The organism is Kitasatospora sp. NPDC059973 (assembly GCF_042737525.1).
In the GTDB taxonomy this organism is placed as follows: Bacteria; Actinomycetota; Actinomycetes; order Streptomycetales; family Streptomycetaceae; genus Kitasatospora.
The window spans coordinates 1-23,499 of record NZ_JBHWUI010000136.1 but is presented as its reverse complement, the minus strand read 5'-3'; the positions used below and the strand labels follow the sequence as shown (position 1 = coordinate 23,499).

Sequence of the window (23,499 nt, the reverse complement as noted above, 5' to 3'; positions counted from 1 at the left end):
CGCCCGGACCGGGGGCGCCGGGCAGGCCCATCAGGCCGGGCATCGCGTCCGGCGAGGCCAGCACGGTCGGGGCCTGCTCGGCCGACGGCGGCACCGGCGCGGCCGGCGCACCGGGGACCGGGGCGCCCGGTCCCGGGGCACCGGGCAGCCCCATCAGGCCGGGCATCGCGTCCGGCGGCGCCAGCACCGTCGGGGCGGGCTCGACCGCCGGAGCGGCGGCGGGGGGCACCGGGGCCATCCCGTAGCCGCCCTCGGGCAGCAGCACGGTGGCCGCCTCGGCGCCGGGCCGCGGCTCGCCGGCCAGACCGGCGCCGTTGGTCCGCAGACCGTCGGGCAGCAGCACGGTCGCCGCCTCGGCACCGGCGGCCGGCGGGGACGGGACGGGCGGGGCGGGCGGAGCGAGCGGCGTGGCGGGCACCGGCGGGGCGACCGCCGGCGCGGCCGGGAGCGGGCCGCCCTGGCCGGGCGGCGGGGCGAGCATGGTCGGCGCGTCCCCGGCCGGCCGCTCGGAGACCGGCGGCGTGGTCAGCACGGCGGGTGCCGGCGGCACCGGCGGCACCTCGGAGCCGGCCGGAGCGACCGGAGCGGCCGGAGCGGCGGCGGGTGCCGGAGCCGGCGGGCCCGGATGCGCGGGCGCCGGGGCGCCGAGCCGGTCGGCCTCGGCGGCGATCGCCGCGGCCCCCGCCTCCTGGAGCCACTGCGGCGGGCTGAGCAGGAAGGACGTCGCCTCCACCGGCCCGGGCGCGGGCCTGGCCGCCCCGGCCGGATTGGCCGCGACGGGCCGTCCGTAGACCTCCTCGTACTGCCGGACCACCTCGTTGACCGGCAGCGCCGGCCAGAGCGTGCTGGCGCCGGAGTCCCGGGCGATCACCAGCCGCGCCTCACCCGCCGAGCCGCCCGGGGCCGCCGAGCCCTCGGAGCCGTCCGCCGGGCCGCCGGAGCCACCGGCCGCGCCCTCCGCGGGCTGCACCGCCCAGCAGACGAAGCCCAGGTCGAACTCCCGGACCCGTACCTCGCGCTGCTGCGGACGCGGCACCCCGCCGTTGATCCACTCGTCGGCGAGCTCCTGCGCCTGCGTGTACGTCACCACGCCCGGTTCACCCCTGTCCCCTTCGTCCCCGCTTGTTCCGCTACCACCGTCGCCGCAGCCGTACGGGCCACGTCAGCCCACCGGCACGGCGCGGGCGAACCCGCCGTCCACCATCAGCTCCGCGACCGTCTCCAGTTCCGGCGGACTGCCGGCCAGCCGGAGCAGGAAGTCGTCGAAGTCCTCGCCGCAGGGCAGCAGCAGCCGGGCGACCCGCTCCTCGGGCGCCTCGGGGGCGCCGCCGTCACGGGCGTCGTCGTAGAGGCAGAACCAGACCGAGCCGGCCCGGTCGCCGCGCACCTTGAGCGCCACGATGCCGCCCTGGGCGTAGGCGATGCCCAGGTAGTCCTTGGTGAGGTGGTCGCGCAGGCACTTGTTGGCGTAGACGACGTCCTCCGTCCCGTACTCCTCGCTGAGGGTCAGGAACGGCTGGTCGAGCAGCAGCCCCAGCTCGGGGTCGAGCGCCACACCGACCGGGGCCCGGCCGCCGGCCAGCTTGAGGAAGGTCCGGTACGCGCCGGGCAGCCGGTAGCCGAGGCGCTCCTCGGCCCGCTGCACCAGGTCCTCGGGGACGCCGATCGGGTCGCCGCCGTCCCGGGCGAGCGAGAAGTGCACCGGCCGGCGCTCCTGCAAGGGGCGGGTGCCGCGGCGGGTGTGGTCCGCGGTGGAGGTGGCCAGGCCGCCGTGGTGCCGCAGCAGCGCCTTCACCTCGACCGGGACGAGCTCCATCCGCCGCCAGCCGGGCGCGGCCCGGCCGACCGCGTGGTGCCAGGTCCAGCCGGGCGGGGTGGCCACGGCGGTCTCCAGGTCGGCCCAGAGCGGATGGCCCTGGGTGAACTGCGCGGCATTGGCCGAGACGTAGTCCGTCAGCCGCAGTTCGTCGACGCCGAAGCCCTCCGGCGGATCGGCCACCTCGGCCGCGGCCGCCGCGTACGGACCGAAGTCCGGGTGACCGTGCTCGTCCACCCTGACCCCGGCGGGGTGCCGCTCCGCGCGGACCGGGTCCGGGAACTGCACCACCTGACCTGCGTACGCCGCGTTGGGCGCGGCGGCGACGCCGGGCCGACCTGTCGTCATCTGGGAGCCCCCACTGGCTGCTGCAAATTCGGTGCGCTTGCTGGACACCAGCGTAGGGGGTCCCCCCGGGCCACGACCCCCCGCCCGGGCACACCGGACGGCCCGCGGGCCACGGGCGGGGAGCGCGGCCGCGGGCCCGGACCGCGCCGGCCCGCCGGGGCTCAGGCGGCGAGCGCCTTGGCCAGCGTCTCCACGACGCGTTCCTGCTGGGCCGCGGTGATGTGCGGGTGGAGCGGCAGGGTGAGCAGCTCCCGGGCGGCCCGCTCGGCGACCGGGAACGCGCCCGCGCCGTGGCCGAGTTGCCGGAACGCCGGCTGGAGGTGGACGGGTACCGGGTAGTGGACGCCGGCGCCGATGCCCGCGGCCTGCAGCGCGGCCAGCACCGCGCCCCGGTCCCGGCCGGGCCCGATCCGCACCGCGTACAGGTGCCAGACGTGCTCGTTGCCGGGCGCGGTCCGCGGCGGGGTGAGGCCGTCGATCCCGGCCAGCAGCCGGTGGTAGCGCTCGGCGGCGGCCCGGCGGGCCTCGTTCCAGCCGGGCAGCCGGCGCAGCTTGGCCCGCAGCACGACGGCCTGCAGCGCGTCCATCCGGGAGTTGAAGCCGAACCGCTCGTGCTGGTACTTGCGGCCCGAGCCGTGGTCGCCGATCAGCCGGACGGCGGCCGCCAGGGCGTCGTCGTCGGTGACGACGGCGCCCGCGTCCCCGTACGCGCCGAGGTTCTTGCCGGGGTAGAAGCTGGTGGCGGAGATCAGCCCGTGGAGGGCGCGGCCGTGCTGCCGGGCGCCCTGGGACTGCGCGGCGTCCTCCACCACCGGCCGGCCGGCGGCCAGCTCCAGCAGCGGGCCCATCGGGGCGAGCTGCCCGTTGAGGTGGACGGGCAGCAGCGCGACGGCGCCGGGCAGCGCGTCCGCCACGCGCTCGGGGTCGATCAGCAGGTGGTCCGGGTCGGCGTCGACCAGCACCGGGCGCAGCCCGGCCCGGACCACGGCCTCCGCGGTGGCGACGAAGGTGTTGGCGGGGAGCACCACGCCGCCGCCGGGCGGCAGGTCGAGGGCGCGCAGCGCCAGTTCGAGCGCGTCGGTGCCGTTGGCGGCGCCGACGCAGTGCCGGGCGCCGGAGAAGGCCGCGTACTCCGCCTCGAAGCCGGCCGTCTCGGGGCCTTTGACGTAGCCGCCGGTGGCGAGCACCCGGTCGAAGCCGGCCCGGACCTCGGCCTCCACCTCGGCGTGCGCGGCCTTCAGGTCCACCAGCGGAACCGGCTCGTCGACGGGCTGATCGGTGCTCATCCTGGTCTCCCCCTGGGGTGTCTCGGCGGATCGGAGCGGGCGGACGGCGGCGACGGCCCGGCCCCGGGCCGTGGCCGTGGACGTGGCCGTGGACGTGAACGTGGCCGTGGACGTGAACGTGAACGGCCGGGGCCGGCCGGGCCGGTTCAGCCAAGCGCCGCGCGCACGGCCCCGACCACCCGGTCCTGCTGCCGCTCGGTGAGCGCGTGGTAGAGCGGCAGGATCAGCGAGCGGCCGGTGAGCAGCTCGGTGGCGGGCAGCGGCACCCGGGCGGTGCCCTGGTACGGGGCCTCCAGGTGGGCCGCCATGATGCCGCGCCGGGCGGAGACGCCGGCGGCGGCGAGGTCGGCGAGCACCGCGCCGCGGTCGGGGGCGGTGTCCGGGAGCAGCAGCCAGCAGGACTGGTAGTTGGTGCTGCCGTGCGCCGGGTCGGCCACCAGCCGGCCGCCGGTGCCGGCCAGCAGCTCCCGGTACCGCTCGGCGAGTTCGCGCCGCCGGGCGACCATGGCCGGCAGCTTGCGCAGCTGCACCAGGCCGATCGCCGCCTGGATGTCGGTCATCCGGTAGTTGAAGCCGGTCTCGTCGTACGTCTCCAGCCGGCCGGCGCCGTCCTTCGCGGCGTGCCGGTCGGCGGCCGAGACGCTCATCCCGTGCTCGCGCAGCCGGCGCAGCCGGGCGGCGAGCGCGCCGTCCTGGCAGGTGACCATGCCGCCCTCACCGGTGGTGAGCAGCTTGCGCGGGTGGAAGGAGTAGGCGGCCAGCGCCGCCGTGCCGCCCACCGGCCGGCCCCGGTGGACGGAGCCGGCCGCGCAGGCGGCGTCCTCGACCACGGTGGCCCCGCGCGGTTCGACGAGCGCGCGGAGCCCGTCCAGGTCGACCGGGACGCCGCCCTGGTCGACCGCGATCACGGCCCTGGTCCGCTCGGTGAGCAGGGGTTCGACGGTGGCGGCGGTGAGGTTGCCGGTGGTGACGTCCACGTCGGCGAAGACCGGGACGGCGCCGACGTAGGTGACGGCGTTGGCGGTGGCGACGAAGGAGAACGAGGGGACGACGACCTCGTCCCCCGGCCCGACCCCGGCGCCGATCAGCGCCAGGTGCAGGGCGGTGGTGCAGGAGGAGACCGCGACGGCGTGCGGTACCCCGAGGTGCTCGGCGAAGGCCCGCTCGAACTCGGCGACCCGGGGGCCCTGGGCCACCCAGCCGGAGCGGACGGCCTCGGCGGCGGCGAGGGCCTCCTCCTCGCCGAGCCAGGGGATCATGACGGGGATGGTGGACACAGGTGTACTCCGAACTGCCGTGCAGACGAGGGGACTACTGCTCGCGCCACCAGGCGACCAGCCTGCGCAGGCCGTCGTCGAGGCCCAGTTCGGGCTTCCAGCCGAGGTCGCGTTCGGCGGCGGTGATGTCCGCCAGGCGCCGGACCACGCCGCCGGCGGTGCCCCGGGCGGGGCCGAGCTCGACGTCGAGGTCGGTGCGGTCCATCGCGGTGAGCAGGGCGTCGGCCAGCCCGCGCAGCGAGACCTCGGTGCTGCTGGCGATGTTGTAGACCCGGTCGGTGACGGGCGCCGCGGCGGCCAGCAGGTTGGCCCGGGCGATGTCCTCGGTGTAGACGAAGTCCATGGTCTGCGCGCCGTCGCCGAAGACCAGCGGCGGCTGCCCGGCGGCGATCCGCTCCATCCAGCGGATGAACACCTCGGTGTACTTGCCGTGGACGTCCATCCGGGGCCCGTACACGTTGAAGTACCGGAGCGCGACGTAGTCCAGGCCGGCCATCGCGTGGAAGCTGCGCAGCAGGCCCTCGTTGAAGACCTTGGCCGCCCCGTACAGGGTGTCGTTGTGGTACGGGTGCTGGGTCTCCGGCGTCGGGAAGACGTCGGCGAGGCCGTAGACGGAGGCGGTGGAGGAGGCGATCACCTTGCCGACGCCGACCTCCGCGGCGGCCTCGACCACGTCGAAGGTGCCGTCCACCATGATCTCCAGGGCCAGCCTGGGCTCGGTGGCGCACTGGGTGATCCGGATCGCGGCCAGGTGGAACAGCAGGTCGGTGCCGGGGCCCAGCAGCTCGCGCAGCAGGCCGCGGTCGCGGATGTCGCCGTCCACCACCCGCAGCTGCCCGGGTGCGGCGAGCTCGCGGGCGTACGCCAGGTTGGCCGCCCGGCCGCGGACGAAGTTGTCGAGCACGACCACCTCGCGGGCGCCCGCCGCGATCAGCTGGTCGACCACGGTGGAGCCGATGGTGCCGGCCCCGCCCGTGACCAGGCAGCGGGAGCCCTCGATCTGTACAGCGTTCACCGCGCGGCGGCCCTCTCGTTCGCGTCGGACAGTTCGTCGGGACCGGCGCCGACCGGGACGGTGGCGCCGCCGAGCTCCAGGCTGAGCGAGGCGGCCTCCAGCAGCTGCAGCACGCGCAGTCCGGCCCGGCCGTCGGTGAGCGGGGCCCGGCCCTCGGTGATGGCGGCGGCGAACTCGGCCATCACGTTGCGCAGCGCCTCCTGCTCGACCAGCGCGGGCGCGACCATCTCGCCCACCCGGTAGGAGATCAGCGTCTGGTGGCGGATCGCGTCGGTCAGCTCGTCGGGCGGGGTGAGGTCCACGCCGCGGTCGTGCACCGCGAGCCGGGCCTGCGGGTTGAGGTCGTCCCAGACCAGGGTGCGCCGCGAGCCGCCGATGAGCGTCGTGCGGACCTTCGTCGGGGAGAGCCAGTTGACGTGGCAGTGCGCCAGCGCGCCGTTGCTCAGCCGGACCGTCAGATAGGCCACGCAGGCCCGGCCGGCCCCGATCGGGTCGGCGCCCTGGGCGGAGACCCCGATCGGTTCGACGCCCGGTGGCAGGACGAAGTCCAGGATGGACAGGTCGTGCGGGGCGAGGTCCCAGAGCACGTCCACGTCCGGCTGGACCAGCCCGAGGTTGATCCGCACCGAGTCGAAGAACTGGACGTCGCCGATCTCCCCGCCGTGCACCAGCTCGCGGATCCGGCGCACCACGGGCGTGTAGCAGAAGGTGTGGTCGCACATCAGCACCAGGCCGCGCTCCTCGGCGATGGCCACCAGCTCGGCGGCCTCCGCGGCGGAGGTGGTGATCGGCTTCTCCACCAGGACGTGCTTGCCCGCCTCCAGCGCGGCCCGGGCCAGCCGGTAGTGCGCGGCGGCCGGGGTGGCGACCGCGACCGCGCCGACCCGCTCGTCCGCGAGCACCTGGGCGAACGAGGTGGTGGACCGGACGGTGCTGTACTCGCCCAGCACCCGGCGGGACCTGGCCTCGTCCAGGTCGCAGAGCCAGTGCAGGCGCAGCGCCGCCGTCTGCTGCGCGTTGCGGACCAGGTTCGGGCCCCAGTAGCCGGCGCCGACCACCGCGATCCCGATCGGGTGCGCGGGCGCGGGCTGCGGCGGCGCGCCCGGGGTCGGCACGTGCTCGCCGGGCGCCTCGTTCGCGGTTTCCGTCCCCGTCATCGCAAGACCCCCCTTGCTCGACGCCGGGGCGCCCTTGCCCCGACGGCCTCAACGGCCAGACCGAGCAGAGGAGTTGCCGCACCGGCCGATCAACCCCCCAGGGGCCGGCCACCCCCTTGGCTCGCTGCTGGAACGCTACCGGCCGCCGCCCCCGGCCGGAGGCGGATTCGGGAAACCCGGGAACGAGTCGTGACGACGGCGTGCGGATCCGGCCGACACGGCGTGCCCACCGGCCCGCCGGTGGCCGGCCGTCGCCCCCCGGTTGTACGGATGTCGGTGCCATTTGACAGGCTTGCCCCGGACTGACCCCACACGGTCCCGTCACCGGCGGACGAACAGGAGGAGGACGACGTATGACCACCGGCGAACCGGCCGGCCCGCCCGTGCTGCGCCACTTCCGCGACAGCCTGCTGCCCGCCGTCGCCGCCGCCCTGTCGCTGAAGGGCGGCGAGGTGCACACCCTGGCGGGCGACAAGCCCGCCCGGCGCCCGGCCCTGCACCCCCTGGTGGCCGACTTCCTGGACGCGCTGCCGCTGGAGCACCGCGAGCGCTTCACCGGCCGCTGCCCGGAGGCCGTCCTGCTCTCCCAGTACCTGGCCGTCGTGGACGCCAAGCGCTCCAAGCGCGCCGCCCGCAAGCCGCTGGGCCTGCCCGAGGCCCGCAAGGCGCTCAAGGGCTCGCGGCTGACCACCGTACGGATCCGCGAGGAGCACGACCCGGCGCACGGCACCCACGCCCCGCCCTGCCGCTCCTGCGTACCGCTGCTGGAGCACTTCGCCGTGCGGAGCGTCGCGGTCGGGCCGCCCGCCCGCTGACCGCGCACCCGCGTACGCCCCTGTCCCCGAGCCGCCGGAGCCCGCCCTGAACCCGCCCAGTCCGCCCAGTCCGCCCAGTCCGCCGCTGCCCCCGCCGAGCACGTCCGGCGGGTCCGCCCTGCGCAGCCGCCCGCGCTTTCCGGCCGATGTCGCCGCCGAACTCAAGGCGGCCGGCTGGCACCCCGGCCGCTGGCAGATCCGCCAGGCCGAGGAGTGGGCCGACGCCCTGGCGGCGTACGGCGGCCCGGCCGGCGTCGGTCACGCGGTGTTCCCGGCCGCGGTGGAGGCCTGGGCCGAGTTCGGCGGCCTCGCCTTCGACCTCGACGGCCCGGGGCGCCAGCTGGCCCGGACGCCCTTCCTGGTGGACCCGCTCTGCGGGCTCCACCAGCCGCGCACCCTGGCCGACCTCGGCCGCGCCCTGGACACCCGGCTCGCCCCGCTCGGCGAGGAGGCGTACGGCCAGGCCCTGCTGGCGGTGGACGAGGAGGGCCGGGTCTACAGCCTGGACCACACCGGGGAGTGGTTCCTCGGCCACGGCGTCGACCAGGCGATCAGCACCCTCGTCCTCGGTACCGCGCCCGAGCGGCTGCGCACCGCCGACGAGGGCTGACCGCACCGCCGACGAGGGCTGAGCGCTCCGGCCCGGGCCGCGCCGGACGGACGCCGCCCGGCCGGCGGCCTCACCCCAGCCGGTCGGCCCGGACGGCCAGCCGGGACGGCAGCACCGCCTCGACCCGGAAGCCCCCGTCCGCCTCCGGCCCCGCCGAGAAGGTGCCGCCCAGCGCGACCACCCGCTCCCGCATCCCGATCAGCCCGTTGCCCCCGCTGGGCAGCGCCGCCGCCGTCCGCTCGCCGCCCGGGCAGGCGTTCACCACGCTGACCCGCACGCCGTTGGGCGCGTAGGCGAGCAGCACGGCGACCTGCGCGCCACCGGCGTGCTTGTGCGCGTTGGTCAGGCCTTCCTGCACCACCCGGTACGCGGTCTGCTCGGCCTCGGTGGTGAACTCCTGGCGGCTGCCGCTGACGGTCAGGGTGACGGCCATCCCGGCCGCCCTCGACTGGTCGACCAGCCGGGGCAGCGCGACCAGCGAGTCCGGCTCCGGCGCGCTGTCGTCCGACATCCGCAGCACCCCGAGGATCTCGCGCAGTTCGTTCAGCGCCTGCCGGCCGACCTCCCCCATCAGCTTGGCGCTCTGGGCCGCCCTCTCCGGGTCCTTCGCCACGATCCGCTCCAGCGCCCCGGCGTGCACCACCATCAGCGACACCCGGTGGGCCACCACGTCGTGCATCTCCCGGGCGATCCTGGTCCGCTCCTCCAGCCGGGCCCGGCGGGCACGCTCGCGGGCCTGCTCGGCCAGCAGGTCCAGCTCGGTCTCCAGGCCGTGCGCGCGGTCCTTGAGCGACTCGATCAGCCGCCGCCGCGCGCCCACGTACAGGCCGGTGACCACCGGCGGCACGGTCAGGCCGACGGCCACCAGCACCGACAGCAGCACCTGCCCCCAGAGCGGCGGCTGCTCCACCGTCAGGTCGGAGGGGGTGAGCATGGACACCAGCATCACGCCGACCGCCTCGGCGAAGGCCAGGGCGGACAGCGCCACCACCCGCCGGCGCCGGCTCGGCCACTCCCAGGTCTCCGCGAGCGTGTAGAGCGACACCGTCAGCAGCACCACGCCCAGCATCCCGGGCATCGCCACCAGGGCCACCAGCACCGGCACCGCCGGCCAGCGCCGCCGCAGCACCAGCGTGGCGCCGGCCGCCGCGCCGAACAGCGCGACCCCGACGATGGCCACCACGCCCAGGTGGACCCGGGGCGCCAGGAAGGCGACCGCGCTGGCCGCGCACTCCAGCGCCGCCAGCGCCGCCAGCCCGATGTCCAGGAGAGCGCTGCGCCGTCGCTCCCACCACCAGAACGACCGGTCCCGCTCGCGCTCCCCAGGCGACTTGCTCATAGCCCCACAGCCTAAGCGTGAACCCCGACCCGTCCCCACCCGGTTCCGCCCCGACACCCGTGCGGGCCCTCAAGTGGTCCAGACCACCCGAACCGGCTGTGATCTTGTCCGCCATCCGGCCACCTCGCGGACAGCAACCGCCCCGACACCTATGCTGGGTCGCGTCGGACAGCGCGGTCCGCACGCGTCACACCCGCCACACGTGTGCGGAGCTGTGACGATGAGCCGTTGCCGAACCCCACCACCACAGGGAGCCAGCCGTGACCGCTCCGGTCCCCACCCCGGCGGACAGCCCCAGCCGTGTCGGCCCCGCCGGCGCCGACGCCGACAACACAGCCCTGCGCGCGGACATCCGCCGCCTCGGCGACCTCCTCGGCGAGACGCTGGTCCGCCAGGAGGGCCCCCAGCTGCTGGGCCTGGTCGAACAGGTCCGCCTGCTGAGCCGCACCGACGGCGAGGCCACCGCCGAACTGCTCTCCGACATCGACCTGGACACCGCCGCCAAGCTGGTCCGCGCGTTCTCCACCTACTTCCACCTCGCCAACGTCACCGAGCAGGTGCACCGCGGCCGGGAGCTGGCCACCCGCCGCGCCCGCGAGGGCTCGCTGCTCGCCCAGACCGCGGACCAGCTCGGCGAGGCGGACCCGAAGCACCTCGCGAACACCCTGGCCCACCTGGCCGTCCGCCCGGTCTTCACCGCCCACCCCACCGAGGCCGCCCGCCGCAGCGTCCTCAACAAGCTCCGCCGGATCGGCGAGCTGCTCGACCGGATCCACCGCGAGCAGATCGCCGCCGGCCTCTCGCACGCCGACCAGGCCCGCACCACCTCCGCCAAGCGGCAGGCCGACCGCCGCCTCGCCGAGGTCATCGACCTGCTCTGGCAGACCGACGAGCTGCGGATCGCCCGCCCGGAGCCGACCGACGAGGCCCGCAACGCCGTCTACTACCTGGACGAGCTCTACCGCGAGGCCGTCCCCGAGGTCCTGGAGGAGCTGCACGAGGAGCTCGCCCGGGTCGGCCTCACCCTGCCCGACGGCGTCCGCCCGCTCACCTTCGGCACCTGGATCGGCGGCGACCGCGACGGCAACCCGAACGTCACCCCGCAGGTCACCTGGGACGTCCTGAACCTCCAGCACGAGTACGGCATCAAGGACGCCCTGGCGGCCGTCGACGACCTGCGCAACTCGCTCTCCACCTCCGAGCGCCTGGCCGGCGCCTCGGCCGAGCTGGTCGCCTCGCTCCACGCCGACCTGGACGTGCTCCCCGAGCTGAGCCCGCGCTACAAGCGGATGAACGCCGAGGAGCCCTACCGCCTCAAGGCCACCTGCGTCCGGCTCAAGCTGGAGAACACCCGCGAGCGGCTCGCCCAGGGCACCCCGCACATCGCGGGCCGCGACTACCTCGGCACCCGCGAGCTGGTCGCCGACCTCCGGCTGATCCAGGAGTCGCTCCGCTCCCACCGCGGCGGCCTGATCGCCGACGGGCGGCTCGCCCGCGCCATCCGCACCATCGAGGCCTTCGGCCTCCAGCTCGCCACCATGGACGTCCGCGAGCACGCCGAGGCCCACCACCACGCGCTCGGCCAGCTCTTCGACCGGCTCGGCGAGGAGGCCTGGCGCTACGCGGACATGCCCCGCGAGTACCGGCAGAAGCTGCTCGCCAAGGAGCTCCGCTCGCGCCGCCCGCTCGCGCCCACCCCGGCCCCGCTGGACGCCGCGGGCACCAAGACCCTCGGCGTCTTCAACACCATCCGCGAGGGCTTCGAGCGGTTCGGCGACGAGATCGTCGAGAGCTACATCATCTCGATGTGCCAGGGCGCCGACGACGTGTTCGCCGCCACCGTGCTGGCCCGCGAGGCCGGTCTGATCGACCTGCACGCCGGTATCGCCAAGATCGGCATCGTGCCGCTGCTGGAGACCACCGACGAACTCCAGGAGGCCGACCGGATCCTGGACGAGATGCTCTCCGACCCCTCCTACCGGCTGCTCGTCTCGCTGCGCGGCGACGTCCAGGAGGTCATGCTCGGCTACTCCGACTCCTCCAAGTTCGGCGGCATCACCACCTCCCAGTGGGAGATCCACCGAGCCCAGCGCCGGCTGCGCGACGTCGCCCACCGCTACGGGATCCGGCTGCGGCTCTTCCACGGCCGCGGCGGCACCGTCGGCCGCGGCGGCGGCCCCTCGCACGAGGCCATCCTGGCCCAGCCCTGGGGCACCCTGGAGGGCGAGATCAAGGTCACCGAGCAGGGTGAGGTGATCTCCGACAAGTACCTGCTGCCCTCGCTGGCCCGGGAGAACCTGGAACTGACCATCTCGGCCACCCTGTCCGCCTCGGCGCTGCACACCGCCCCCCGCCAGGCCCCCGAGGAGCTGGCCCGCTGGGACGCCGCGATGGACCAGGTCTCGGCGGCCGCGCACACCGCGTACCGCGCCCTGGTCGAGCAGGAGGACCTGCCGAAGTACTTCTTCGCGGCCACCCCGGTCGACCAGCTCGCCTCGCTGCACCTGGGCTCCCGGCCGTCCCGCCGCCCCGACTCGGGCGCGGGCCTGGACGGCCTGCGCGCCATCCCGTGGGTGTTCGGCTGGACCCAGTCCCGCCAGATCGTGCCCGGCTGGTTCGGCGTCGGCGCCGGCCTCGCCGCCGCCCGCGAGGCGGGTCTCGGGGACGTCCTGGACGAGATGTACGGCCAGTGGCACTTCTTCCGCAACTTCCTGTCCAACGTCGCCATGACGCTGGCCAAGACCGACCTGCGGATCGCCCGCCACTACGTCGAGCAGCTGGTGCCCGCCGAGCTGCACCACATCTTCGACCAGATCACCGCCGAGCACGAGCTGACCCTGCGCGAGGTGCTCCGCCTCACCGGGGAGAGCGAACTGCTGGAGCACAACCCGGTGCTGAAGCAGACCTTCACCGTCCGCGACGCCTACCTCGACCCGATCTCCTACCTCCAGGTCGCGCTGCTGCGCCGCCAGCGCGAGGAGGCCTCCACCGGCCGCCCGGAGGACCCGCTGCGGGCCCGCGCCCTGCTGCTGACCGTGAACGGCATCGCCGCCGGCCTGCGCAACACCGGCTGACCGGCACCCGGCACCGCAAGGGCCCGGCGCCGCCCCCTCGGTCGAGGGGGCGGCGCCGGGCCCTTCGCGTCACACCGGTCGTACCGTCGTCACTCCACCGGATCGCCCGCGCGCCGGCGCTTCAGCCAGAGGGCCGCGCCGCCCGCCGCCACGACCAGGCCGCCGCCGACGGCCAGCAGGCCCGCGTCACCGCCGACCGAGCCGCCCAGCACCGGGCCGAACTGCGCCGCCGCGGGATCCTGGGACACCACACCGGGATCGGGGTCCGCCACCGTCTCCGCGTGGGCCACGCCACCGCCCGAGAGCAGCACCCCGGCCGCCCCCAGCGCACCGGCCGTGCCGACCTTGCGACCGAGCTTCCTCAGCCGTACCACCCGAACCCGCCGCAGGCGCCGGACCGGCCGCAAACTCCGCATCGAGAACTCCCCAGGACCCGTTCGCGTACGGGCCCGACGCTATCCGATCCGGCACGGGTTTCTCACACCCATTCAGGTTTGGACGGCCAAGCGTTGTACGACTGTTGCCCAGCCCCCGCCCACCGCGGCGGGCGGGCGGGGACCCGCTCCCTTGCCGAACAACCGTCCTGACGCCGGATCAGGAGTGGTAGACGCCCTGGGCCCGCTCCAGGCCGTCGGTGAGCAGTGCCTCCACGGCGTCCGCCGAGCGGTCCACGAACCACTCCAGCTCCTTGCGCTCGGTGGCGGAGAAGTCCTTCAGGACGAAGTCCGCGACCTCCATCCGGCCCGGCGGGCGGCCGATCCCGCAGCGCACCCGGTAGTACTCCGGGCCCAGCGACTTGGTGATCGACTTCAGCCCGTTGTGGCCGTTGTCGCCGCCGCCGAGCTTCAGCCGCAGCGTCGCGTAGTCGATGTCCAGCTCGTCGTGGACGGCCACCAGGGCCGAGGCCGGCGTCTTGTAGAAGTCCCGCAGGGCGGTCACCGGGCCGCCCGAGAGGTTCATGAAGGTCATCGGCTTGGCCAGCACCACCCGCCGGCCCGCCAGCCGGCCCTCGGCCACCTGCGCGCGGCTCTTGTGCGCCTTGAACCTGGCACCCATCCGCTGCGCCAGCAGGTCCACCACCATGAACCCGATGTTGTGCCGGTTCCGGGCGTACTGCTCACCCGGATTGCCCAGCCCGGCCACCAGCCAGGGGCCCTCGTACGCGTCCTCGCTCATCGCATCGCTCCTCGTGCTCTCGCTCGTCGACATCATCCCGGACACACCGCTGCCCCGGCCGCTCCAGTACGGAGCGGCCGGGGCAGCGGTCAGACGGTGCGGGAGGCTCAGGCCTCGGCGCCGGCCTCGGCGGCCTCGGCGTCGGCGTCGGCCTGCGAGGCCTGGGCGCCGATGACCTGCAGCACGACGGTGTCGGCCTCGACGGCCAGCGTGGTGCCCTTGGGCAGCGAGATGTCACCGGCGGTGATCGAGGCACCGGCCTCCAGGCCCTCGACCGAGACGGTCACGGACTCGGGCAGGTGGGTGGCCTCGGCCTCGATCGGCAGCGCGTTGAGGACGTGCTCCAGCAGGTTGCCGCCGGGGGCCAGCTCGCCCTCGGTGAGGACGGGGATCTCGACGGTGACCTTCTCGCCGCGCTTCACGAGGAGCAGGTCGACGTGCTCGATGGTGCGCTTGATGGCCTGGCGCTGGATGGCCTTCGGCAGGACGTACTCGTCCTTGCCCTCGATCGGAACGACCAGCAGGGCGTTCGGGGTCTTGAGGGCCATCATCAGGTCGTGGCCGGGCAGGTTCAGGTGAACCGGGGCGTGGCCGTGGCCGTAGACGACACCGGGGACCAGGCCGGCACGGCGGGCCCGGCGGGCAGCGCCCTTACCGAACTCGGAACGGGTCTCAGCGGCGATGCGGATCTCGGACACGACTGCACTCCTCGTGAAAACTGGCGCGGGGGTGCAGGCAACGCGAAAAACCGCCGGGACCACACCCACAGTACGTTCGGGGGTCACTCGGCGGCGTACGACCTCTGCCAACGGCCGGAAGAACCGGCCCCAGCAGCGCGTCGATCACGGAGCGCGGGCACCCGACGAGCAGGCACACGGCATCCCTCGCCGAGCATTTTCACGAGTCTAACCGCACCGGTGCCCTCCGACGAAATCGACGGCGGCCCCGGCCCTTTGAGGACCGGGGCCGCCTGCGCGGGCTTCGTCAGTGCACGCCCTCGAACAGGCTGGTGACCGAGCCGTCCTCGAACACCTCGCGGATCGCGGCGGCGATCGACGGGGCGATCGACAGCGTGGTGATCTTGTCCAGCTGGAGCTCGGCCGGGGTCGGCAGGGTGTTCGTGAACACGAACTCGCTGACCCGGGAGTTCTTCAGACGGTCCGCGGCCGGACCGGAGAGCACGCCGTGCGTGGCGGCCACGATCACGTCCGCGGCGCCGTTCTCGAACAGCGCGTCGGCCGCGGCGCAGATGGTGCCGGCGGTGTCGATCATGTCGTCGACCAGGACGCAGACCCGGCCCTTGACGTCACCGACCACCTCGGCGGACAGGATGGTGTTGGCCTGGGTCATGTCGCGGCGCTTGTGGATGATCGCCAGCGGCGCGCCCAGACGGTCCGACCACTGGTCGGCGACCTTCACCCGGCCGGCGTCCGGGGACACCACGGTGAGGCGGTCGCGGTCGACCTTGTCGCCCACGTAGTCCGCCAGCAGCGGCAGCGCGAACAGGTGGTCCACCGGACCGGAGAAGAAGCCCTGGATCTGCGCGGTGTGCAGGTCCACCGCCATGATCCGGTCCGCGCCGGCGCTGGCCAGCAGGTCCGCGATCAGGCGGGCCGAGATGGGCTCGCGGCCCAGGTGCTTCTTGTCCTGGCGGGCGTACCCGTAGAACGGCAGGATCGCGGTGATGCTCCGGGCCGAGGCCCGCTTCAGAGCATCGATCATGATCAGCTGTTCCATGATCCACTGGTTGATGGGAGCCGTGTGGCTCTGCATCACGAAGCAGTCCGCACCGCGCGCGGAGTCCAGGAAGCGGACGTAGATCTCACCGTTGGCGAAGTCCAGGGCCTTGGTCGGGACCAGCTCGGTCCCGAGCGCCTCGGCCACCTCCCTCGCCAGCTCAGGGTGGGCACGGCCGGAGAAGAGCTTGAGTTTCTTCTCACCCGACGTCGTGATCCCGCTCACTGCACCGTCTCCTCGCGTTGCTGACGCTGAACCCGTCCGCACCGCAGGCAGGCACGAGCCCGCTGGCGATAGGGGTCGGGGAAATGTCGGTACGCCTGGACACGGGCGGTAAGCCCAGTGGCGCACGTATGTCCCCAAGGTTACGCGCCCGTGCGGAAACCGTCCGCCCCGGGACCGCCCCTCGGACTCCCACCCGGCCCGTCAGACCTCTGCGGCCCCGCCCGTCGCGGCAGCCGCGGCCTGCGCCGATGCGGTCCCGGGGCGCTTGCGCTCCACCCAGCCCGCGATGTTGCGCTGCTGCGCCCGGCTCACGCCCAGCGCGCCGGGCGGAACGTCGCCGGTGATCACCGAGCCGGCCCCGGTGTAGGCGCCGTCACCGACCGTCACCGGGGCGATGAACATGTTGTCCGAGCCGGTCCGGCAGTGCGCCCCGATCACCGTGCGGTGCTTGTTCACCCCGTCGTAGTTCACCGTGACGGAGGCCGCGCCGATGTTGCTGCCCTCGCCGATGGTGGCGTCCCCGATGTAGGACAGGTGCGGCACCTTGGCGCCCTCGCCCAGCTCCGAGTTCTTCACCTCGACGTAGGTGCCGACCTTCGCCTTGCGCCCGAGCCTCGCCCCCGGCCGCAGGTAGGCGTACGGGCCGGCGGTGGCGAAGTCGCCCACCTCGGCGCCGTCCGCCGTGGTGTTGCTCACACGCGCGCCGGCGCCGATCCGGGTGTCCTTGAGCGTCGAGTTCGGGCCCACCTCGCAGCCCTCGCCCAGATGGGTGAGGCCCTGCAGCTGGGTGCCCGGCAGGACCACCGCGTCCGGCTCGTAGGACACCTGGACGTCGAACCAGGTGGTCGCCGGGTCCACCACCGTGACGCCGGCGCGCATCGCCCGCTCCAGCAGGCGGTCGTTCAGCAGGCGCCGGGCCTGGGCCAGCTGCACCCGGTCGTTGATGCCGAGGATGTCGCGGTAGTCCGCGGCCACCACGGCGCCGACCCGGTGGCCGGCCGTCCGCAGGATCTCCAGGGTGTCGGTGAGGTACTCCTCGCCCTGGACGTTGTCGGTGGTGACCCGGGACAGCGCCTCGGCCAGCAGCTTGGCGTCGAAGGCGAAGACCCCGGAGTTGATCTCGTCGACCGCCCGCTGGGCGTCCGAGGCGTCCTTCTCCTCGACGATCGAGGCGACGGCGCCGTCCGCCTCGTCCCGCAGGATCCGCCCGTAGCCGAACGGGTCCGGGACGACGGCCGTCAGGACGGTGACGCCGTTGCCCTGTTCGGCGTGCGCGCCGGCGAGGGCCGCCAGCGTCGCGCCGGTCAGCAGCGGCGCGTCCCCGGTGGTGACGATCACCGTGCCGTCCAGCTCCACGCCGTCGGCCGCCAGGGCCTCCAGCGCGGTGCGGACGGCGTGCCCGGTGCCCTTCTGCTCCTCCTGCACCACGGCGCGCGCCGCCGGGTAGTGCGCCCCCAGGTGCTCCTGCACCTTCTCCCGCATGTGCCCGACCACGACGACCAGCTGCTGCGGGGTCAACTCCTTTGCTGCCGCGACCGCATGGCCCACCAGCGACCGCCCGCAGACCTCGTGCAGCACCTTGGGCAGGCTGTTCGACTTCATCCTGGTCCCGCCACCGGCGGCAAGCACGACAACGGCGGCAGGCGAATTGGCACTCACGGGGGGAGGCTCCTCAGTCGGTTCACAGAGAGGGCAGTGCAGCCCGGCCGGGACCCAGGCCGGTCGCCTTCGCACAGTCCGCCGAGCAGCCCCGACAATACCGGGGGGCGGGGGATGCGCCCGAAACAGAGCGCCCGCTGGCTCCGCCGCTAGGATTCGAACCCAGACAAAGGCCTCCAAAGGGCCCTGTGCTGCCATTACACCACGGCGGATCGATCATCAACTCGCAGCGCCCGAGGCGCTCCGACACAGCCTAAGGGTTGCGGCCGCATAGCTCCACCACCCCGGCGCGGCCGGCCCGGCCCGCGCGGATCCCGGGCGTTGTCCATCCAGTCGGGTGAAATACGCCGAGCCGCCCGCGGCCACGTATTCCCCTGACGGCCGAACGCAACCTACGATGCCGTAGGTTACGCAGACGTAACCTCCACCCCTGCCCTCAAGGGACACCCATGACCATCCAGGCCGGCGAGGCGCGCGCCGATACCGCGCACTCCATCGATCCCGCCCCGACCCTGCTCTCCGCCACCCGCGGCGGCGAGAAGCAGGGCCTCGCCGAGCGGGTCGCGCTCGGGCTGTTCATCGCCGTACCGTTCGCCGCCCTGCTGGCGGCCGTGCCGGTGGCCTGGGGCTGGGGCCTGGGGTGGACCGATCTCGCGATCGCCACCGTCATGTACTTCCTCACCTGCCACGGCATCACGATCGGCTACCACCGCTACTTCACCCACGGCTCCTTCAAGGCCAACCGGGCCCTGCGGATCGCCCTCGCGGTGGCCGGGTCGCTGGCCATCGAGGGCCCGCTGGTCCGCTGGGTGGCCGACCACCGCAAGCACCACCGGTACAGCGACAAGGACGGCGACCCGCACTCGCCGTGGCGCTACGGCGAGACCGTCCCGGCCCTGCTCAAGGGCCTCTGGTGGGCGCACATGGGCTGGCTCTTCGACGAGGAGCAGACCCCGCAGCTCAAGTACGCGCCGGACCTCGTGGACGATCCGGCCATAAGGCGGATCTCCCGGCTGTTCTGGCTCTGGACCTCACTCTCGATGCTGATCCCGCCGCTGGTCGGCGGGCTGGTCACGCTCTCCTGGCAGGGTGCGCTCTCCGCCTTCTTCTGGGGTTCCCTGGTCCGGGTCGCCCTGCTGCACCACGTCACCTGGTCGATCAACTCGATCTGCCACGCGCTCGGCAACCGCCCGTTCCGCTCCCGCGACCGCTCCGGGAACGTCTGGTGGCTGGCGGTGCTCTCCTGCGGCGAGTCCTGGCACAACCTGCACCACGCGGACCCGACCTCGGCCCGGCACGGCGTGCTGCGCGGGCAGGTCGACTCCTCGGCCCGGCTGATCCGCTGGTTCGAGCTGGCCGGCTGGGCCCGGGACGTCCGCTGGCCGGACGCGCAGCGGATCGCCGCCCGCCGCGCCGCATGAGGGCTCGCCTGCAGCATGATGTAGGGGTGAACGGGAGCAGCGCAGACAGCACAGGCGGCCACGAGAGCCCGCGGACGGACGCCGCACCCGATCCGGTGCAGGCCCGTCCGCGTGCCGCTGCCCCGGCGGGCGCCGCCGCGCCCGCGGGCCGCCGCCGCAGCGGCCGGGTGCGGATGACCGGGAAGCAGCGGCGGGAGCAGCTGCTGGAGATCGGCCGGTCGGTGTTCGCGGAGCGCGGCTACGACGGCACCTCGGTCGAGGAGATCGCCGAGCGGGCCGGGGTGTCCAAGCCGGTGGTGTACGAGCACTTCGGCGGCAAGGAGGGGCTCTACGCGGTGGTCGTGGACCGCGAGATGCAGCTGCTGCTGGACATGGTGACGGGGGCGCTGACCGGCGGGCACTCGCGGGAGCTGCTGGAGCAGGCGGCGTTCGCGCTGATGGACTACATCGACACGTCCACGGACGGCTTCAAGATCCTGGTCCGGGACTCCCCGGTGGCCCAGTCGACCGGCACCTTCGCCTCGCTGATCAGCGACATCGCGACGCAGGTCGAGGACATCCTGGGCCTGGAGTTCAAGGCGCGGGGCTTCGACGCGCGCCTCGCCCCGATGTACTCGCAGATGCTGGTGGGCATGGTCGCGCTGACCGGCCAGTGGTGGCTGGAGGTGCGCAAGCCGCAGAAGGCCGAGGTCGCCGCCCATCTGGTGAACCTCGCCTGGCACGGCCTGGAGGGGATGGAGCGGCACCCCAAGCTGGTCGGCGACCGCAAGTCCTAGGCCCGGGCCGCCGCCACCCTCCGGCCGCTACCGCTTCACCCCGACGGCGAAGATCCGCCGGAACGGGAAGACCGTGCCGTACGGGCCGGCGGGATAGGCCTCGCGGAGCAGGGCGCCGTACTCGGCGAGGAAGGCCGCCCGCTCGGCCGGGTCGGTGAGCCGGGTCAGCACCGGCCGCAGGGCGGTGCCCTTGACCCACTCCAGGACCGGGTCCGCCCCGGGGAGCAGGGTGCTGTAGGTGGTCTCCCAGACGTCGGCGGCGCAGCCGACCCCGGCCAGGGCCGCCAGGTAGGCGCCGAGTTCGTGGACGCCGGCCCGGGTGGCGCCCTCGCCCAGGGCGTCCCGCCAGCGGGGGCTGCGGCGGAGCCCGGCGAGCAGGGTGTGGCTGGGCGAGTCGAAGTTGCCGGGCACCTGGAAGGCGATCACGCCGCCCGGCTCCAGCGCCGCCGCCCAGCGGGGCAGCAGGTCGAGGTGCCCGGCGGGGCCGGCCGCACCGGCGGCCCCGTGCTCCGGGGTGAAGCCGATCCACTGCAGCGCCGCGTTGGAGACGATCAGGTCCGGTGCGGCCGGGGCCGGGTCGTAGCCGCGGGCGTCGGCGAGCAGGTAGTCCGCGGTGGGCTCGCCCTCGGCGCGGGCGGTGGCGAGCATCTCGGCGGAGTTGTCGAGGCCGGTGATCCGGGCTCCGGGCCAGCGTTCGCGCAGGACGGCGGTGGAGTTGCCGGGGCCGCAGCCGATGTCCAGGATCCTGGCAGCCGGTTCGTGCGGGAGGACGGGGACGCGGGCGAGCAGGTCGCGCAGCGGGCGGGTCCGTTCGTCGGCGAAGCGCAGGTACTGCTCCGGGTCCCAGACGGGGGTGCTCATGGTCGGCCTCGCAAGTATCTCGACATCAAGATATCCAGTCGCAGGTTCCACGTTACATTTCTCGATGTCAAGAGACTTCACATCGACACATCCCCCGATACACTGATCGTCATGGAGGACGAGGTCGACCGCCTGGTCGCAGCATGGCGCCGAGAGCGCCCCGACCTCGACGTGGAACCACTTGAGGTACTCAGCCGGGTCAGCCGACTCGCCCGGCACCTCGACCGCGCCCGCCGGACGGCCTTCGCCGAGCACGGCCTGGAGCCCTGGGAGTTCGACGTCCTGACCGCGCTGCGGCGCGCCGGCTCCCCCTACCAGCTCTCCCCCGGCCAGCTGCTCACCCAGACCCTGGTCACCTCCGGCACCATGACCAACCGGATCGACCGACTCACCGGCAAGGGCCTGGTCAAACGCCTGCCCGACCCGGACGACCGGCGCGGCGTGCTGGTCCGGCTCACCGAGGACGGCCGCGACCGGGCCGACCAGGCGCTCGCCGGGCTGCTGGCCCACGAACGCGAGCTGCTGGCCCAGCTCACCGGCGCCCAGCAGGGCGAACTCGCCGGACTGCTGCGGCAGCTGGTCGCCCCCTTCGACAACATCCCGAGCTGACCGCCGCCCGGTCCGCCGTCAGAAGCCGTCCGGGTACGGGGAGCTGAGCGCGGGCACCGGGGCCGGCTCGGCCTCCGCGGTGCGGTAGCCGGGCAGCAGCTCGGCCAGCCGCCGGCGCACCTCCCCGTCGCTGTTGCCGACCGCCGCCGCGTACAGACCGGTCAGACCGCCCGCGAGGTCCTCGGGGCCGCCGCCGCACTCGGCCACGGTCGCGTAGATCCGGGCGTGCGCGGTGGGCAGCCGCTCCTCGCCCTCCGAGAACAGCGCCTCGTTCAGCTTCTCGCCCGCCCGCAGCCCGGTGAAGCGGATCTCCACCTCGTCCCGGCCCAGTTGCACCTGCTCGGCGAAGTTGTGGACCAGGTCGACGATCCGCACCGGATCGCCCATGTCGAGCACGAACACCTCACCGCCGCGGGCCATCCGGCCGGACTCCAGCACCAGGCCGACGGCCTCCTCGATGGTCATGAAGAACCGCGTCACATCGGGGTGGGTGATGGTCACCGGGACGCCGCTGCGCAACTGCTCGGCCAGCACCGACAGCAGCGAACCGCGTGAGCCCAGCACGTTGCCGAACCGGACCGCCGAGAACACCCCGGTGCCCAGGTTGCGCGCGTCCCGGGCGTTCGCCTGCACGATCAGCTCGGCCAGCCGCTTGCTGGCGCCGAGCACCGAGGTCGGATCGGCCGCCTTGTCGGTGGAGATCAGCACGAACCGCTCGACACCGGTGGCCAGCGCGGCCTCCACCAGGTGGTCGGTGCCCAGCACGTTGGACTTGACCGCCTCGCTGGGGTGACGCTCCAGCAGCGGAAGGTGCTTGTGCGCGGCCGCGTGGAAGACCACCTCGGGCTTCAGGTCGCGGAAGATCTGCTGGATCCGCGGCCGGTCCCGGATGTCCGCGATCACCAGGGAATCGTCGGTCAGCAGCGCCTCACCCCAGATCTCCAGCTGGAGCCGGTGCAGGTTGGACTCGTCGTGGTCCAGCATGTAGAGCGCGCTCGGATTGAACGCGTGGACCTGGCGGCAGAGTTCGCTTCCGATCGAGCCGCCGGCCCCGGTCACCAGCACCCGGCGGCCCTCGATCACGTCCCGCACGTCGGCGGAGACCACGTGCACCTCGTGCCGCCCGATCAGCCGGTTGACGTCCAGGCTGCGCATGTCCGAGCCGACCACCTCGCGGCGCAGCGCGGCCAGGAAGGACGGCAGGTAGCGGACGGCGGCGCCGGCCGCGGCGGCGGCGGTCGCCAGCGCCCGGACCCGCTGCGGGGCCAGGCCGGGGATGGCGAGCGCGACCACCTGGACGCGGTGGCGGACCGCGAGCTCGGTGAGCTCGGCGAGGGTCCCGAGGACGGGGACGCCGCCCACGACCCGGCCCGCCTTGGCCGGGTCGTCATCGAGCAGGCCGATCGGGTCGAGGCCGAACTCCGGTGTCCGGTCGAGGTCGCGGACCAGCGCCGTCCCGGCCGCACCGGCTCCGACGATCAGCGTGCGCAGGCCCGTCGGCGGTGTCGCGGCCGGGGTGGCCGCGGCCGGCGAAGGGGCCTCCCCGCCCCCGCCCGGGCCGGACCGGGCTGCGTGCGGGCGTGCGGAAGTGCTGTGCGGCGACATCTGTCCTCCGGATTTCCCTGACCTGACGGACCTGAGCCGGTACCTGGGTGTGACGGGCGGATCAGCCGGCGCCGGGAGCTGTGGTCGAGGCGACGGACGGCGGGGCAGTGGGCGCGGCCGGCTCGGAGGGGCTGACGCCCGCCCGCCGGGCGACCGCGACGGCGGCCAGGGTGGAGTGCACCCCGAGCTTGCCGAGGACGTTCTGCATGTGGGTGCGCACGGTGTGCGGGGAGAGGTAGAGCCGTTCGGCGACGGCCTGCCGGCCCAGGCCGGCCACCATGCAGCGCAGGATCTGCTTCTCCCGGGGGGTGAGCGTGTCGACCAGGCGCTCGCTCTCGGTGCGGTCCCGCCGGGCGGTGGTGAGCTCCCGGATGACACCGGTCAGCAGGGCGGGCGGCAGGTGCGTCTCGTCGCGCAGCACGCCCCGGACCACGGCCAGCAGGCGGGCCAGCGAACTCTCCTTGGCCACCCACCCGGTGGCGCCGGCGTGCAGGGCGCGGGCGGCGCGCAGCGGGTCGTCGGCGGCGGCCAGGACGATCGCCCGCAGCGCGGGATGGTGGCGGCGGACCCGGGCGAGCAGGGTGATCCCGTCGGGCGCCGGGGCGGCGTGGTACCGGTCGGGCGGATACGGCCCGGGCGGGTACGGGGCGGTCGGGCAGGCCGCGGCAGGGGCGCCGCGGGCCGGGACACCGG

The 23,499-nt window shown here is 74.3% G+C and carries 20 protein-coding genes, 1 tRNA gene and 1 pseudogene; 6 read left to right on the top strand and 16 right to left on the bottom strand.

The annotated features are described in order from the left end of the window. The 6 genes and pseudogenes from ACFWA9_RS29420 to ACFWA9_RS29395 form a co-directional block, all read right to left on the bottom strand. Window positions 1–1,090 (bottom strand): annotated as a pseudogene (locus tag ACFWA9_RS29420) (hypothetical protein); the annotation flags it as partial. 72 nt (window positions 1,091–1,162) lie between these two features. Beyond that, a complete protein-coding gene (locus ACFWA9_RS29415; protein WP_329489328.1) occupies window positions 1,163–2,164 on the bottom strand; it encodes an SMI1/KNR4 family protein in 1,002 nt (333 codons plus the stop codon). A gap of 161 nt (window positions 2,165–2,325) precedes the next feature. Continuing rightward, the gene (locus ACFWA9_RS29410) at window positions 2,326–3,450 is read right to left on the bottom strand and encodes a DegT/DnrJ/EryC1/StrS family aminotransferase (RefSeq protein ID WP_380390987.1); all 1,125 of its coding nucleotides are present in this window, start codon (window positions 3,448–3,450) and stop codon (window positions 2,326–2,328) included. A 146-nt stretch (window positions 3,451–3,596) separates the two neighbouring features. After that, window positions 3,597–4,727, bottom strand: a complete 1,131-nt coding sequence (locus ACFWA9_RS29405; protein ID WP_380390985.1) for a DegT/DnrJ/EryC1/StrS family aminotransferase — start codon at window positions 4,725–4,727, stop codon at window positions 3,597–3,599. Window positions 4,728–4,761: 34 nt separating this feature from the next. Beyond that, window positions 4,762–5,742 (bottom strand): NAD-dependent epimerase/dehydratase family protein, encoded by a 981-nt coding sequence (locus ACFWA9_RS29400; RefSeq protein WP_380390983.1) that lies wholly within the window; start codon window positions 5,740–5,742, stop codon window positions 4,762–4,764. Then, a complete protein-coding gene (locus ACFWA9_RS29395) occupies window positions 5,739–6,899 on the bottom strand; it encodes a Gfo/Idh/MocA family oxidoreductase (RefSeq protein ID WP_352290667.1) in 1,161 nt (386 codons plus the stop codon). Before ACFWA9_RS29395 ends, ACFWA9_RS29400 begins: the two co-directional genes overlap by 4 nt. 353 nt (window positions 6,900–7,252) lie before the next feature. On the opposite strand from ACFWA9_RS29395, the gene ACFWA9_RS29390 reads away from it, so the two are divergent. Both ACFWA9_RS29390 and ACFWA9_RS29385 read left to right on the top strand, forming a co-directional pair. After that, a complete protein-coding gene (locus ACFWA9_RS29390; RefSeq protein ID WP_329489323.1) occupies window positions 7,253–7,714 on the top strand; it encodes a YwqJ-related putative deaminase in 462 nt (153 codons plus the stop codon). 85 nt (window positions 7,715–7,799) lie between these two features. Continuing rightward, window positions 7,800–8,324 (top strand): SUKH-3 domain-containing protein, encoded by a 525-nt coding sequence (locus ACFWA9_RS29385; protein ID WP_380390990.1) that lies wholly within the window; start codon window positions 7,800–7,802, stop codon window positions 8,322–8,324. 70 nt (window positions 8,325–8,394) lie between these two features. Here the strand turns inward: ACFWA9_RS29385 and ACFWA9_RS29380 are convergent, their stop codons facing one another. Beyond that, window positions 8,395–9,663: a histidine kinase gene (locus ACFWA9_RS29380; RefSeq protein WP_329489322.1), complete on the bottom strand. Its 1,269-nt coding sequence runs from the start codon at window positions 9,661–9,663 to the stop codon at window positions 8,395–8,397. 260 nt (window positions 9,664–9,923) lie between these two features. On the opposite strand from ACFWA9_RS29380, the gene ppc reads away from it, so the two are divergent. Beyond that, window positions 9,924–12,737 (top strand): phosphoenolpyruvate carboxylase, encoded by a 2,814-nt coding sequence (gene ppc, locus ACFWA9_RS29375; RefSeq protein WP_380390979.1) that lies wholly within the window; start codon window positions 9,924–9,926, stop codon window positions 12,735–12,737. 89 nt (window positions 12,738–12,826) lie between these two features. On the opposite strand, the gene ACFWA9_RS29370 is transcribed toward ppc, so the two are convergent. The 6 genes from ACFWA9_RS29370 to ACFWA9_RS29345 form a co-directional block, all read right to left on the bottom strand. Beyond that, complete coding sequence (locus tag ACFWA9_RS29370; RefSeq protein WP_352290665.1) at window positions 12,827–13,153, bottom strand: hypothetical protein; 327 nt, start codon at window positions 13,151–13,153, stop codon at window positions 12,827–12,829. A gap of 178 nt (window positions 13,154–13,331) precedes the next feature. Further along, complete coding sequence (gene pth, locus ACFWA9_RS29365) at window positions 13,332–13,913, bottom strand: aminoacyl-tRNA hydrolase (protein ID WP_329489320.1); 582 nt, start codon at window positions 13,911–13,913, stop codon at window positions 13,332–13,334. Between the two features lie 107 nt (window positions 13,914–14,020). Then, window positions 14,021–14,611, bottom strand: coding sequence for a 50S ribosomal protein L25/general stress protein Ctc (locus tag ACFWA9_RS29360; RefSeq protein ID WP_329489319.1), 591 nt, complete (start codon window positions 14,609–14,611; stop codon window positions 14,021–14,023). 286 nt (window positions 14,612–14,897) lie between these two features. Next, complete coding sequence (locus ACFWA9_RS29355; RefSeq protein WP_329489318.1) at window positions 14,898–15,875, bottom strand: ribose-phosphate diphosphokinase; 978 nt, start codon at window positions 15,873–15,875, stop codon at window positions 14,898–14,900. Between the two features lie 201 nt (window positions 15,876–16,076). After that, window positions 16,077–17,534, bottom strand: a complete 1,458-nt coding sequence (glmU, locus tag ACFWA9_RS29350; protein ID WP_380390974.1) for a bifunctional UDP-N-acetylglucosamine diphosphorylase/glucosamine-1-phosphate N-acetyltransferase GlmU — start codon at window positions 17,532–17,534, stop codon at window positions 16,077–16,079. A 138-nt stretch (window positions 17,535–17,672) separates the two neighbouring features. Next, a tRNA-Gln gene (locus ACFWA9_RS29345) sits at window positions 17,673–17,746 on the bottom strand. 237 nt (window positions 17,747–17,983) lie between these two features. Between ACFWA9_RS29345 and ACFWA9_RS29340 the strand changes: the two genes are divergently transcribed. Next, entirely contained in the window at window positions 17,984–18,955 is a 972-nt protein-coding gene (locus ACFWA9_RS29340) for a fatty acid desaturase (RefSeq protein WP_352290663.1), read from the top strand. 95 nt (window positions 18,956–19,050) lie between these two features. Further along, window positions 19,051–19,731, top strand: coding sequence for a TetR/AcrR family transcriptional regulator (locus tag ACFWA9_RS29335; RefSeq protein ID WP_352290676.1), 681 nt, complete (start codon window positions 19,051–19,053; stop codon window positions 19,729–19,731). A gap of 27 nt (window positions 19,732–19,758) precedes the next feature. Here ACFWA9_RS29335 and ACFWA9_RS29330 read toward each other — a convergent pair whose 3' ends face one another. Continuing rightward, complete coding sequence (locus tag ACFWA9_RS29330) at window positions 19,759–20,592, bottom strand: methyltransferase domain-containing protein (protein WP_380390972.1); 834 nt, start codon at window positions 20,590–20,592, stop codon at window positions 19,759–19,761. A 111-nt stretch (window positions 20,593–20,703) separates the two neighbouring features. Between ACFWA9_RS29330 and ACFWA9_RS29325 the strand changes: the two genes are divergently transcribed. Continuing rightward, the gene (locus ACFWA9_RS29325; RefSeq protein WP_352290661.1) at window positions 20,704–21,201 is read left to right on the top strand and encodes a MarR family transcriptional regulator; all 498 of its coding nucleotides are present in this window, start codon (window positions 20,704–20,706) and stop codon (window positions 21,199–21,201) included. Between the two features lie 18 nt (window positions 21,202–21,219). On the opposite strand, the gene ACFWA9_RS29320 is transcribed toward ACFWA9_RS29325, so the two are convergent. Then, a complete protein-coding gene (locus tag ACFWA9_RS29320) occupies window positions 21,220–22,806 on the bottom strand; it encodes a polysaccharide biosynthesis protein (RefSeq protein ID WP_380390970.1) in 1,587 nt (528 codons plus the stop codon). 61 nt (window positions 22,807–22,867) lie between these two features. After that, window positions 22,868–23,499 (bottom strand): LuxR C-terminal-related transcriptional regulator (locus ACFWA9_RS29315; RefSeq protein ID WP_380390967.1); only part of this gene is annotated, 632 nt, incomplete at its 5' end.